Here is a 13,585-nt window from a genome sequence, read left to right as displayed (position 1 = left end):
GCTGATCGGCACATGCCGGTCGGAATCGACCACTGCCGAAGGCGGACCTTCCTTCTCCCGGCGCGGGGAAGCGGGTCCGCCTTCTGCGTCTGACACAGGAGGCACTCACCATGACCACCTTCGTGGACCGCGTCGAGCTGCATGTCGCCGCGGGTAACGGAGGCCACGGCTGCGCCTCCGTACACCGGGAGAAGTTCAAGCCCCTCGGCGGCCCCGACGGGGGCAACGGCGGGCGTGGCGGCGATGTGATCCTCGTCGTCGACCAGTCCGTGACCACCCTGCTCGACTACCACCACAGCCCGCACCGCAAGGCCACCAACGGCCGCCCCGGCGAGGGTGGCCACCGCGCCGGCAAGGACGGGCAGGACCTGGTGCTGCCGGTGCCGGACGGCACCGTCGTGCTCGGCAAGGACGGCACCGTCCTCGCCGACCTGGTGGGCCACGGCACCTCGTACGTCGCCGCACAGGGCGGCCGGGGCGGCCTCGGCAACGCCGCCCTCGCCTCGCAGCGCCGCAAGGCCCCCGGTTTCGCGCTGCTCGGCGAGCCCGGTCAGTCGGGCGACGTGGTGCTGGAGCTGAAGACCGTCGCCGACGTGGCGCTCGTCGGCTACCCGAGCGCGGGCAAGTCGTCGCTGATCTCGGTGCTCTCCGCCGCCAAGCCGAAGATCGCGGACTACCCGTTCACCACCCTGGTGCCCAACCTGGGTGTGGTGACCGCGGGCGCCACCGTCTACACCATCGCCGACGTACCCGGCCTGATCCCGGGCGCCAGCCAGGGCAAGGGCCTCGGCCTGGAGTTCCTGCGGCACGTCGAGCGGTGCAGCGTCCTGGTGCACGTCCTGGACGCCGCCGCTCTGGAGTCCGACCGCGACCCGGTCTCCGACCTCGACGTGATCGAGGAGGAGCTGAAGCAGTACGGCGGCCTGGAGGGCCGTCCCCGCGTCGTCGTCCTCAACAAGACCGACGTGCCCGACGGCAAGGACCTCGCCGAGCTGGTCCGCCCGGAGCTCGAGGCGCGCGGCCACCGGGTCTTCGAGGTGTCCGCCCTCGCGCACACCGGGCTCAGGGAGCTGTCGTTCGCACTGGCCGACCTGGTCGCGCAGGCGCGCGCCAGGCGCCCGCGGGAGGAGGCCACCAGGGTCGTCATCCGCCCCAAGGCGGTCGACGACGCGGGCTTCACCGTCGTCCGGGAGGCGGACGGCCTCTTCCGGGTCCGCGGCGCCAAGCCCGAACGCTGGGTGCGCCAGACCGACTTCAGCAACGACGAGGCCGTCGGCTACCTCGCCGACCGGCTGAGCCGCCTCGGCGTCGAGGACGAACTGCTGAAGGCCGGTGCCCACGCGGGCGACGGCGTCGCCATCGGCCCCCAGGACGACGCGGTCGTCTTCGACTGGGAGCCCACCATGCTGGCCGGTGCCGAGATGCTCGGCCGCCGCGGCGAGGACCACCGCCTGGAGACCCTGCGCCCGGCCGCCCAGCGCCGCAGGGACCGTCAGGCCGAACGGGACGAGGCCGAGCGCGCGTACGACGAGTTCGGGCCGTTCTGACGCGGTGACGCGGCCCTTCCCGGGGCCGAAGCCCGGCACACCGGACGGCACGCCGGAACGCGGCGCCCGGGTCCGTGTGGCGCGGACGCCCGAGGTCCCGTGTCGCGCGGCCTGAGGCCTCGTGTGGCGCGGCCTGAGGTCACGTGTCGCGCGGACGTCCGAGGTCCCGTGTGGCGTCTGGGACCCCGGGCGTCCTGTGGGTTACCTCCCCCCGCCCTGAAGGTTACGCAGAGGTGTACAACCATCGCCGGACCTGAAAAGTCTCGGAAGGGTGTGGAGCGTGCAACGCCGCTCCACACCCTTCTCGTTGTCCGCGTGCACCCAGCAGGACCGCGCCACGGAGCGCACGCCGCAGTTCGCCCGATCCACGGACGGCAGGTCATCGGACAGCCCCCCACAGCCCACGTCCAGGAGGTTGGTTCATGAACAAGCGCACGGCGACAGCCGGTCTCGGCCTGGTGGCGGCGATCGCGGTCAGCCTGACGGTGACCGCTCCCATGGCGTTCGCAAACCCCGCCGCACAGTCCTCCGGCGCGTCACTCCACGACGACTTCAACGGCGACGGCTACGCGGATGTCGCCTTCGCCGCCCCCGACGCCACCGTCGACGGCAAGGCGGGGGCCGGCTACGTCGCCGTCATGTACGGCTCCGCGAGCGGCCTGCGGACCTCCACCAAGCAGGTCTTCGACCAGGACAAGCCCGGCATGCCGGGCGTCGCCGAGGAGGGCGACGCCTACGGCAGTTCGGTGACCACCGCCGACCTCGACCGCGACGGCTACGCGGACCTGGTCGTGGGCTCCGTGGGCGAGGACGTCGGAACCGCCGGCTCCAACGCCGGTTCGCTCGCGGTCATCTGGGGCGGCCCCCAGGGCCTCGCGGGCTCGGCCACGCTGCTCAACGGCGCCGAGGCCCACGACGCGGTCGGCGGCCACACCGTGGCCGGTGACTTCGACGGCGACAAGGTCCCGGACCTCGCGACCGTCGCCGGCTACAAGGACCTGCGCGTCCTCACCGGCCCGTTCGACCGCAACGGCGCCCCGGTCGGCGGTGTGCGCGACGTCACGGACGAGTACGACAGCCGCATCCTGGACCTGGCCGCCGGCGACGTGAACGGCGACGGCAAGACCGACATCGCCGCCGTGGCCAACGACGGCGACGAGTACGACGACCGCCGCATCACCTACTGGCAGGGCACCGGCGAGGGACCCGCGCCCTACGTCACCATGCGCAAGCCCGACGGCGGGCGCCTGGAGGGCGGCGAGAACCTGGACATCGGCGACGTGAACGGCGACGGGTACGCCGACATCGTCGTCGGCCGTGCCGTCGACGGCTACGACAGCGACCTCGATCTGCCGTTGGCCAAGGGCGGCATGGTCACCTACCTGCCGGGCAGCGCCAAGGGCCCCGACGTCTCGCTGGCCGAGGTCTTCAACCAGGACAGTCCCGGCATTCCGGGCGTCGCCGAGGGTGCCGACGGCTACGGCAACAGCGACAACTTCGGTACCGGCGTGTCGGTCGGCGACATCGACGGCGACGGTTACGCGGATGTGGCCGTGGGCGTGCCCGGCGAGAGCTTCGACGGCAAGACCCACGCGGGCAGCGTCATCACCATGCGCGGCAGCGCCAAGGGCCTCACGGGCACCGGCGCCACGGGCCTCAGCCAGGACACCGCGGGCGTCCCCGGCACCGCCGAGGCCAAGGACCGGTTCGGCGCGGCCACCAAGCTCGTCGACACCGACGCCAACGGCACGGCCGATCTCGTCGCCGGCGCGACGGGCGAGAACGCCGACGCGGGCTCCGTCTGGGTCTTCCGCTCCACCGCCTCCAAAGTGACGCCCTCCGGCTCCTTCACCTTCGGTGCGGGCACACTGGGAACCGTGGCCGCGAACGCGAAGCTCGGTTCGGGCTTCGACTTCTGACCGTGTGCGTGCCGGTGCCCGCCCGGGCGCCGGCACGCGTGTCAGGTTCCGGGGCCGGCCCTCGGCGGGAAACCGGCGCGGAGGCGCCGGATTCCCATGTGCAATCAATCACATCGGCGTGGGAGAGGGCCCGAGACGGCCGCCGAACACGTCAAGGTGAACCGGCGATTGCCTGCACATGTGCGGTGCACGTCGCTCACCTTGCACCGCGGTAACCGTGAGTGAGACCATCGCCAGGTTCCCAGTAGCCCCGAGGTAGGTAGCCCGTGTCCCAGGTCATAGCCAAGCCCCGTACCACCGCAGTGATCCTGGCCGGCGGTACCGGTCAGCGCGTGGGTCTGTCGATTCCGAAGCAGCTTCTGAAGATCGCCGGCAAGGCGGTCATCGAGCACACGCTCAGCACGTTCGAGCGTGCGGACTCCATCGACGACGTGCTGGTGCTCATGGCGCCGGGCTTCGTGCCGGACGTGGAGAAGATCGTCGCCAAGGCCGGGCTGCGCAAGGTCACCAAGATCATAGAAGGCGGCGCGACCAGGAACGAGACCACCGAGCGCGCCATCGAGGCGCTCGGCGAGGGCCTGGCCGAGGGTGAGGACCGCAACCTCCTCTTCCATGACGCGGTACGCCCGCTGCTGTCGCAGCGCGTGATCGACGACTGTGTGGCCGCCCTGGACCGCTACCAGGCGGTCGACGTCGCCATCCCGTCGGCGGACACCATCATCGTCACCCGCACCCACGGCGAGGACGGCGAGTTCATCACCGAGATCCCGGACCGCTCCCGCCTGCGCCGCGGCCAGACCCCGCAGGCCTTCAAGCTCTCCACCATCCGCAGGGCGTACGAGATCGCGGCCGAGGACCCGCACTTCCAGGCCACCGACGACTGCTCCGTGGTGCTGAAGTACCTGCCCGACGTGCCCATCCACGTCGTCGCGGGTGACGAGTTCAACATGAAGGTCACCCAGCCCGTCGACGTCTTCATCGCCGACAAGCTCTTCCAGCTCGCCTCCGGCGCCGCCCCCGCCCAGGCCGGCGAGGACGCCTACCGGGAACTGCTCACCGGCAAGACGATGGTGGTCTTCGGCGGCTCGTACGGCATCGGCAAGGACATCGCCGACCTCGCCGAGAGCTACGGCGCCACGACCTTCGCGCTCGGCCGCTCCACCACCGGCACGCACGTCGAGAACCCGGAGCACGTCGACGACGCCCTCTCCAAGGCGTACGCGGAGACCGGCCGCATCGACTACGTCATCAACACCGCGGGCGTGCTGCGCATCGGCAAGCTCGCCGAGACGGACAACGCCACCATCGAGGAAGCCCTCAAGGTCAACTACCTGGCGCCGGTGCAGATCGCCCGCGCCTCGTACAAGTACCTCGCGGAGACCAAGGGCCAGCTGCTGCTGTACACCTCCAGCAGCTACACGCGCGGTCGCGCCGAGTACAGCCTCTACTCGTCCACCAAGGCCGCCATGGTGAACCTCACCCAGGCGCTCTCCGACGAGTGGGCGGGCGACGGCATCCGGGTCAACTGCATCAACCCGGAGCGCACGGCGACCCCGATGCGTACCAAGGCCTTCGGCCAGGAGCCGGCCGGCAGCCTGCTGTCCTCCGAGGCCGTCGCGCGCGCTTCACTCGATGTGCTGGTTTCGGAACTCACCGGTCATGTCATCGACGTACGCCAGCAGGACCCCACCAAGCCCGCGCACCAGGCATCCGGCTTCGAGCAGGCCTTGGCCGCGGTCCTCGACCGGCAGGACGGCGTGTAATATTTCGCGACAACCTTGGATACGGGCCTTCGAGAGCGCTGTTTACGGCGATCTTGAGGGCCTGTGCCCGTCAAGGCCGGAAATTCACACGGTTCGCACGGCGCGCACAACCCGTACACGACCGGTCGCCCGCACCGGGCCTCCGGTCACACTCCGCACACACAGCAGCACGGTCCCTCGCACACTCCAGTCCGGGCCCGGCCAGCTCGGGCCCGTACATCTGAAAAAGCCGGCATGACCCCCCAGAAGTAGGTCCTCCGTGATATCCACCGCCATCCGCGTCGCCCGCGTGGGCAGTACCGCCGAGCTCGCCGCAGCCGTCCTCCTGTTGCTGGGATATGCCGGCCTCACCGTGGCCGCGCTGATACCGAGCGTCGGGGGCTTCGCGGCAGCAGGTGCCGTGACATACCTGGCGGACAGATACCTCCACCACCGCGGCAGCTACCTGATCAACCGGCTCGGCAAGGTCCGCGCCGGCCTGTCGATGCGCTTCCTGGTGCGTGAGCTGCTGCTCATCCTGCTGCTGGCCCGGATGGACCTCTCCACGCAGCCGGTGTTCTACGGGGCGATCGCCTGCTTCCTCGTCTTCTTCGGCTTCCAGGCCCCGCACAGCGCCCTGACCACGCTGATCAGGCTGCGCCGCAGGCTGCCGGTGGTCACCCGCAACGTCGACCTGTCCAAGGTCTTCATCCCGGACTCCCCGCCGCGTCGGCTCACCCACCGCGCCGCGGAGAAGATGCTGCACCTCGACATCGCCGCGGTCGTGGGCCTGCTCGTCGCGGCGCAGGCCGACGCGCCCGTGGTGGGCTTCGCCGGCATCGGCGTCACCCTGGTGCTCGGCCTGTGCTATCTGGTCGCCCTGCTGCCCTATGTGCGCGGCAAGCGGATCCCGTCCAGGGCGGAGGTCGTCCTCGACAAGGTGGACGACTGGCTGCGCGACTACCGCCCCGAGACGGTGCTCTACTTCTCCGGCTCCAAGGACTCCGCCTACCAGGTCAACATGTGGCTGGACACCCTGGAGCGGCTCGACACCCGCCCCCTGGTGATCCTGCGCGAGCGCGTCATCCTGAAGAAGCTCGCCCGCACCAGCGTGCCCGTCATCTGCGTGCCCGGCGGCGTGCACCTGATGAACATGGACCTCTCCTCCGTCCGCGTCGCCCTCTACGCCGCGAACGTCGGCAAGAACATCCACCTGCTGCGCGTCCCCACCATGAAGCACGTCTTCATCGGCCACGGCGACAGCGACAAGCTCGCCAGCGTCAACCCGTTCAGCAAGGTCTACGACGAGGTGTGGACCGCGGGCCGCGCCGGACGCGACCGGTACGCGCTCGCCGACGTCGGGGTGCGCGACGAGGACATCGTGGAGGTGGGCCGGCCGCAGCTCGCCCCCATCCGGCACTACGGCGGCGTGCCCGAGGACCGCATTCCCACGGTGCTGTACGCGCCCACCTGGGAGGGCTGGGACGACGACCCGGGCAACACCTCGCTGCTGCTCGCCGGCGAGAACATCGTCAGGAAGCTGCTCGCGGCCGACCCGGCGGTCCGCGTCCTCTACAAGCCGCACCCGTTCACCGGAACCCGCAGCAAGGCCGCCAAGGCCGCCCACGAGCGCATCGTCGCCCTGGTCGAGAAGGCCGCCGCGGCGCGTGCCGCCGATCCGGCCTGGACCGCCGACGAGCAGGCCCAGGCCGCGGCGCGCGCCGAGCTGGCCCGGATCGAGACGGAGCTGGCCGGCCTCGCCGGCGGCCACGACGACGACCGCGACGAGGCCGAGGCGTCCCGTGACGGCATCGCCGACCCCGTACGCGAGGCCCGCGCCAAGCAGCTCAGGGAGGAGTGGAACGCCGCCTACTGGCGCTCCTTCCCGACCTGGCAGCACATGGTGATCTCCGGCGCGGAGCCGCGCCTGTACGACTGCTTCAACGTCAGCGAGGCCATGGTCTCCGACATCTCCAGCGTGGTGTCGGACTTCATCGCCAGCGGCAAGCCGTACGCCGTCACGGACTCCGCGGGGCTCGGCGCTGAGGAGTTCAAGCGGCAGAACACCGCCGTACGCGCCGCCGTGATCCTCTCGAACAGCGCGAACGAGCTCCCCGAGCTGCTCGCCGCGGTCCGGGACGCCGACGCCGACCCGCTCGCCGCGGCCAGGGCCGAGCTCAAGGAGTACCTGCTCGGCCCGGACGAGCCGACGTCCATGGAGCGCTTCAACGCCGCGGTGCGCGACCTCGGGAGCCGCGCCGAGGCCCGCAACGAGCGCCAGAGCGCCGGCGCCCCGGAGCTGGAGACCATCCCGGTGCCGCGCACCGAACAGGCCGCGGAGGCCGGCGCCGAGGTCGGGACCGCGGCCGAGGCCACGTCCGCCGGAAGTGAGGCGCCGATCGTCTGACCCCTCCGCCGGTCGCCGGACCGGCCACGGGCCGGAACCACGGACCCGGTTCCGGGGCGATGCCCCCGGGACCGGGTTTTCGTATGTGCATACGCGTGATGGATATCACGTGAACGATCCGGGGCGTGCGCACAACGTCACCGCCCCGTGCCTCGTCTTCCTGGTGACCGTGGAGGAAAACAGAAAATCAGGGGAGCCCGGATGAGTGTTCCTGACGTGAGCGTCATTGTCGGGGCATATGAGGCGATGCCGTACTTGGTCCGCTGTCTGGAATCGCTGGAGGCACAGACGCTGCCCGCCGACCGGATCGAGGTCATCGCCGTCGACGACGGCTCCACGGACGGGACGGGCGAGTACCTGGAGAAGTTCGCGGCCCGCACGGACCTGCCGGTCCGGGTGGTCAGGCAGGAGAACTCCGGCGGTCCCAGCGGCCCTCGCAACGTCGGCCTGGATCTTGCGCGCGGCCGCTACGTCTTCTTCCTCGACGCGGACGACCACCTCGGCGACGAGGCCCTGGAGCGCATGGTCGCGATGGCCGACCGGCACGGCACCGATGTGGTCCTCGGCAGGGTCGAGGGCGTCAACCGGACGGCCCCCAAGTCGATGTTCAAGGACGGCGACGTCCCCCGCACCGACGTCTTCTCGTCCAACATCAAGTACACGCTCAGCGCCCAGAAGCTCTTCCGGCGCGAGCTGATCGAACGGCACGGACTGCGGTTCGACGAGTCGCTGACGACCGGCGAGGACGCGCTGTTCACCATGGACGCCTACCTGCGCGCCGACGGCGTCTCCATCGTCTCGGACCACACCTGCTACTACCTGGTCGGCCGCGAGGACGGCAAGCACGCGACGAAGCGCGGCAGCTACACCCGCCGCTTCGACTCGGCACGCGCCCTGATGCGCCTGATCGAGGAGCGGGTGCCCGCGGGCACCCGCCGCGACCTGCTGATGGTCCGGCCCTTCGTGATCACCCTCCTGCCGCAGTTCGGCCCCTCCTTCCTGAAGCTCGACGAGGAGACCAGGCGCCACAAGATGGAGCTCGCCAAGCCCCTGACGGACGCCTACTGGACGAGGGGCGTGGCCGCCCGGCTCAAGGTCCACCAGCGGCTCAGGCTGCACCTGGTGGCGGAGGGCCGCGCCGACCTGCTCGCGGACGTGCTGGTCTTCATCAGGGAGAAGAAGACGCCGGCGATGGTCGTGGAGCGCCGCGGCCGCCGCGCCTACCTGGCCTACCCGCACTTCCGCGACGCCGCCGCGGGCGTCCCGGACTCCGTCTACGCGGCATCGGAGTCCGAGACCGCCGCCATCCCGGGCCTCCGTCCGTCCCGCCGCAGGCCCGGCCTGGGCGCGGCCCGGCGGGTGGCGCTGCGGATGTGGCGGGCGCGGAGAGGGGACAGGGCGGCTTCCTGACCCGGCCTCAGCCGGGCGGCGGCGGGCAGGAGGCGGTGGCCGGGCGGTGGTGGCCGTGTGGCGGTGGCCGGGCGGTGGTGGCCGGGCGGCGGACGTCCGGGCGGTGTGATCCGGGGGTCGGCCCAGACGGTGCGCCAGGGCTCCGGTGGCGGTCCTGCGAGCGGCTGCCATGGGCCCGGCGGCTCCGAGCCCCGTGCCGGGGCCTGCCTGGCGGGGTGCGGGGCCAGGGCGGGGTCAGCGGCGCCGGCGGGCGGAGCGGGCGCCCTGTGTGCCCGTCCCAGCCCCTTTCGCGGTCGGCCCCGACACCTGCTGCCCCGGGATCTCCGCAGGCTCCTGAGCGGCCGCCTGGTCGCGTACGGCGGCACGTTCGTCCCGTGCGACGGCGCGTTCGCGGGCCCCGGCCTGGCCGGGCACCGTGGACGCCGAGCGGCGGGCCATGCGCGAACGGTGCGCGGCCGCCTCCTCGCACAGCGCGCGGGCAGCGGCGGCGAACCGGACCACGGACGGCGGGTCGGAGGGCCCCAGCAGCCGGAGCTTCAGCTCGGCACGGGCACCGGCCAGGGCGTCCTCGGCGGGATTGCGGACACTGCGCAGCAGGCCCGGCACCTGGGCGGCGTCCGGGCCGAGCACCGTGGCCGCCCGCACCGTCGGGAACGCCTCGCGGAACTCCTCCTCCGTGAGCCCGCTGGTGTTCGCCACCGCGTACGGCTTCCCGCTGGCGAGGTAGTCGGAGATCACGCTGGACACGTCGCTGATCAGCAGGTCCGCCTGGTTGAAGCAGGAGTACAGGGCGGGACGCACATCGGTGACGACCTGGTGCCGCCCGGCGGGCAGCGCGGCCCAGTACGCCTCCTCCCAGGCCGCGGTCGCCGCCGCCACGGCCTCGGCCCGGCCGGGCTCCGGGGCGCCCTGGAGCAGCATCCGCTCCACGTCGTCCGCGGCGCGCCGGAAGACCGCCGTGGTCACCCGGTCGAGTTCCGCGGCGCGCCGGGCGAGCTCCGCGGCGGCCCGCCCGGCGTCCGGGTGCGGGGCCGCACCGTGCGGCGCGCTCGCCGTGCCGGCGGCCTTCCCGCCGGCGGCCACCGCGTTCGTCGCGCCCCGTGCGTTCTTCGCGGCCCCCGCGTCCTTGGCGGCCCCCGCGTCCTTGGCGGCGTTCGCGGCGTTCGCGGCGTGGATCATCGCCTGGATGCGTGCGTTCGCCGCGCGGGCCCTCGGGTCCACCGAGCCGGTCATGGGGTGCGGCTTGTACAGCAGCCGCACACCGGGGTCGGCGAGCAGCGCCCGTACGACGTTCTCCCCGGCCAGGATCACCGAGGTGTTGCCCGGGTTGCCGTCCCAGCCCTCCCACGTCGGGGCGTACAGCACGGTGACGTACCCGCTCGCGGGCCGTCCGCCGGCGGGCCGGATGGCGTCCAGCTGGGGACGGCCGATCTCGACGACGTCCTTGTCGTCGACGCCCACGTCGGCGAGCGCATAACGCGCGCGTGCCGCCGGTCCCGCCACCCACACCTGGTCGTAGGCCTTGGCGTACGGGTTGCAGGACGACAGCTTGTCGCTCTCGCCGTGGTTGACGAAGGCGTGCTTGATGGTGGGGATCCGCAGGATCTGGGACGTCTTCCCGGAGTTCGCCGGGTGGATCAGCATCTGGAGGGTGGAGTGCTCCAGGCGCATCAGGTGGGCGACCTTGGGGATGCACACGATCGGGATGTCCGTCGCGGCGATCTTCTGCACCATGAAGCGCTCCCTGAGCACGATCACGGGCCGGCCGTCGAGCCGGGACAGCGGCTCCAGCCACATGTTCGCCTGGTACGCGGACGAGGCGCCGCCGGAGAAGTACATGCCGACCGTGGGCCGGTACCGCGCCAGCCAGGCGTCGAACCACGCCAGCACCTCGTCCTCACCCGGCGGCCTGCGGCTCGGCAGCAGCCACAGCAGCAGCTCGCACAGGCCCGCCGCCGCGCACCCGATGGACACCGCGACACCGGCCGCCGCCGCCACCGGCAGGCCCGTGCCCGCGGTGACCAGCAGCCCGGCCGTCGCGGGCAGCCCCAGCAGCAGCACCCGGTGCCCGGGACGGCGCAGCAGCAGCGCCGGCGGCGCCGGCCGCAGCCCGAGCGCGGAGGCGTCCACGTTGCGGGTGACGACGGGCAGCGTGCGGGTGCGGCGCACCAGGAGCGCCAGGGCGTGGCTGGCGAAGTGCAGCGCGTAGAAGAACAGCAACCCGTACACCAGGGGCAGGTAGCGGGCGTACTGCTGGGCGTCGTCCAGCCGCAGCAGGCCCGCGACCAGCAGCAGATCGCGCAGCACCGTGCGGAGCGCCACGTCCGCGCGCACCCGTGCGAAGGCCGTCACCACGCCCCGTTGCCAGCGGTACAGCACCGCCTCCGCGGTGAGTCCCACCGCCACCGACGCGATCAGCAGCGGCACATGGGGGAGTACCGCCCCTGCCACCTGCGCGGCGAAGGACGCCGCCAGCAGCAGGGGAACGGGGAGTTGGGCGAGCGGACGGCGGGGGTGGCCGGTGGGGGGCATCGGGGTGGCTCCAAGCGGTACGCGCGCGTACCGCTGCCGTGCGGTACGGGGGCGTACCGCGCTTGGCGGCCCGGCTGCGCTGTCTGCGGTGCGTGATCGTGCTCCTGGATCAACGCACCGGACAGTGGCTTGGTTATGGCCACCGCCCATCGGCCCCCCGCCGCGTCGCCCCCTTGGGCTGCCGGAGCGCCGCCTCGCCGATCGGTATCCGGGGCGCGGTGCACCCTCCGCCCATCGGTCCCTGGGCCGCGGTGCACCCTCCGCCGGTCGGTCCCTGGGCCCCGCGGTGCACCCTCCGCCCATCGGTCCCTGGGCCGCGGTGCACCCTCCGCCGGTCGGTTCCGGGTGCGGTGTGCCGCCTCGCCGGTCAGCCCTTGGACTGGAGGGCCCGCTTGATGGGGCGGCCCACGGCGCGCCGGGCCCGGCGGTAGACGGACTGCCGGGTCGCGGCCGTGCCCGACGTGGGCGGCTTCGCCAGGGTGCGCTCCAGTACGGCGTTGCGTTTGGCGACGTCGTCGAGGCGGGAGTGCAGCCAGTTGAAGCGCTCGCTCACCGAGGCGAGATCGGCGGCGTTCCAGGGGCGCACGGCGGGCGGAAAGGTCAGCTCGCTCATCCGGGCCTCGAACTCGGCGCCGCCGTCGCCGTGCTCGAACGTGTTCTCCAGGCCGTTCTTGGCGAGGAAGCCGGTGAACCGCTCGAAGCGTTCCCTGTGGCCCTTGATCAGCGGTCCGAAGTCCGCGGCCGCGTAGAGGTCGGTGACGTCCAGGTCCGCGGGCAGGTCGGAGAGCTTGTGGTGCGGTATCTCGAAGTAGCGCGCCAGCTCCAGCGTCCGCGAGTCGGCGCACAGCACGGTGCAGGGGGTGCCGGCGAGCAGCGCGGCGATGTTGCCGTGGATGCGGGAACCCACGGAGTAGTCCACATCCCGCAGTTCGCGCACCCAGGTGACCGGGTCCACGTAGAGGCGGACCTTGTCGTCGCGGTACAGCGGGTGCGCGGGGTGGGTGGGCATGGCGGTCGAGCGGCTGTTCGGGTCGGAGAGGTCCCGCCAGTGGAGCTGCCTGGCCTCGCTCAGGTTCTGCCCGATGAAGCGGACGTTCGGATACTGCTCCCAGGTGCGCCTGAGCAGCCCGGCGAGGCGCTTGTTGCGCATCGCGCTGTGCGAGCCGTTGAGGGCGAAACGGGACTCGTGGGTGAGGGTGTCGGCCTTCTCGACGGCCAGCCGGTCGCCGTGCACGAACAGCGACGGGCAGCCGATGACCTCAACGTCCCTGAAGCCCAGATCCTTCAGGTACTGCTCGGTGAACTCACCGCGCACCCCTATGGCGGCGCTGCGGTCCAGCACCGCGGAGACGAAGCTCTTGACCACCGGCTCCATCGGCGCGAGGCGCGCGGGGTCGTAGTCGAGCCCCGCCTGTGCCCCCACGCCCAGTACGACCACCGGGATCCGCAGCTTCGAGATCAGCCGGGTCAGCCGCTTCAGCTGACGTTCGAAGGACGGCCGGAACGCATTGGCCAGAGGGACGACGAACGCGTCGAACTCCTCGTTGATGCGTTCCGCGGTGGTGATATCCGTGCGTATGCCGTTGGAGACGACTTCGGTGCCCGGTGTCGAAAGAATCTTGTGAGCCGCGTCACTGAAGATCAGATTCCCGGCATTGGTGGCGATGACATCCTGCTGAAGTGCGTCCTCGATGGACAGCGAGCTGAACGGGCTCTTTCCGGATCTGAGCAGGATGCGACGGCCGTCAGGAGGCATGGATGTCATAAGTCAACTTTTAGTTTCCAAAAAGTTCGATCGCTATATGCACTGAGTACAACCTTTTCGATGTTCACGGAACGCGTCGACCCGAATATGCTGCGTCACTCCGGTGAGTCCACCGACTGGACGCCACCCGCGCCCCGGCGCGGCCTCACGTAGATTGCTGACGGGATCGCTGCCGACTGCACGGATCGGCGACGGTCTCCGCAGCGATCGGCAGACGGGCACACGGCAGTCACGAGGACGGGGAGCGCGGGTCGGGAGTGAAC

At 71.5% G+C, this 13,585-nt stretch carries 7 protein-coding genes; 5 read left to right on the top strand and 2 right to left on the bottom strand.

Annotated features, from left to right (window positions below):
* The first annotated feature begins 110 nt into the window (after window positions 1-110).
* From obgE to ACSMXW_RS09205, 5 genes are all read left to right on the top strand, one after another.
* Window positions 111-1,547: a GTPase ObgE gene (gene obgE / locus ACSMXW_RS09225; protein WP_485805114.1), complete on the top strand. Its 1,437-nt coding sequence runs from the start codon at window positions 111-113 to the stop codon at window positions 1,545-1,547.
* 422 nt (window positions 1,548-1,969) lie between these two features.
* Window positions 1,970-3,466, top strand: coding sequence for an FG-GAP and VCBS repeat-containing protein (locus tag ACSMXW_RS09220; RefSeq protein ID WP_485805112.1), 1,497 nt, complete (start codon window positions 1,970-1,972; stop codon window positions 3,464-3,466).
* Between the two features lie 266 nt (window positions 3,467-3,732).
* Window positions 3,733-5,229 (top strand): D-ribitol-5-phosphate cytidylyltransferase, encoded by a 1,497-nt coding sequence (locus tag ACSMXW_RS09215; RefSeq protein WP_485805111.1) that lies wholly within the window; start codon window positions 3,733-3,735, stop codon window positions 5,227-5,229.
* A 259-nt stretch (window positions 5,230-5,488) separates the two neighbouring features.
* The gene (locus ACSMXW_RS09210; RefSeq protein ID WP_485805109.1) at window positions 5,489-7,615 is read left to right on the top strand and encodes a hypothetical protein; all 2,127 of its coding nucleotides are present in this window, start codon (window positions 5,489-5,491) and stop codon (window positions 7,613-7,615) included.
* A gap of 201 nt (window positions 7,616-7,816) precedes the next feature.
* Window positions 7,817-9,025 (top strand): glycosyltransferase family 2 protein, encoded by a 1,209-nt coding sequence (locus tag ACSMXW_RS09205; RefSeq protein ID WP_485805107.1) that lies wholly within the window; start codon window positions 7,817-7,819, stop codon window positions 9,023-9,025.
* Between the two features lie 234 nt (window positions 9,026-9,259).
* On the opposite strand, the gene ACSMXW_RS09200 is transcribed toward ACSMXW_RS09205, so the two are convergent.
* Both ACSMXW_RS09200 and ACSMXW_RS09195 read right to left on the bottom strand, forming a co-directional pair.
* Complete coding sequence (locus ACSMXW_RS09200) at window positions 9,260-11,557, bottom strand: hypothetical protein (RefSeq protein ID WP_485805106.1); 2,298 nt, start codon at window positions 11,555-11,557, stop codon at window positions 9,260-9,262.
* Window positions 11,558-11,924: 367 nt separating this feature from the next.
* Window positions 11,925-13,322 (bottom strand): polysaccharide pyruvyl transferase family protein, encoded by a 1,398-nt coding sequence (locus ACSMXW_RS09195; RefSeq protein WP_485805104.1) that lies wholly within the window; start codon window positions 13,320-13,322, stop codon window positions 11,925-11,927.
* Between the last annotated feature and the right edge of the window lie 263 nt (window positions 13,323-13,585).

The sequence above is a fragment of the Streptomyces sp. DSM 116793 genome (assembly GCF_057320905.1).
Note: the sequence above shows the minus strand (reverse complement) of the source record. Positions and strands in the feature narration are given on the sequence as shown.

Coding starts and splice junctions, on each gene's coding strand:
- ACSMXW_RS09200 (WP_485805106.1), bottom strand. CDS start 11,557: ATGCCCCCCACCGGCCACCCCCGCCGTCCGCTCGCCCAACTCCCCGTT.
- obgE (WP_485805114.1), top strand. CDS start 111: ATGACCACCTTCGTGGACCGCGTCGAGCTGCATGTCGCCGCGGGTAAC.
- ACSMXW_RS09195 (WP_485805104.1), bottom strand. CDS start 13,322: ATGACATCCATGCCTCCTGACGGCCGTCGCATCCTGCTCAGATCCGGA.
- ACSMXW_RS09205 (WP_485805107.1), top strand. CDS start 7,817: ATGAGTGTTCCTGACGTGAGCGTCATTGTCGGGGCATATGAGGCGATG.
- ACSMXW_RS09220 (WP_485805112.1), top strand. CDS start 1,970: ATGAACAAGCGCACGGCGACAGCCGGTCTCGGCCTGGTGGCGGCGATC.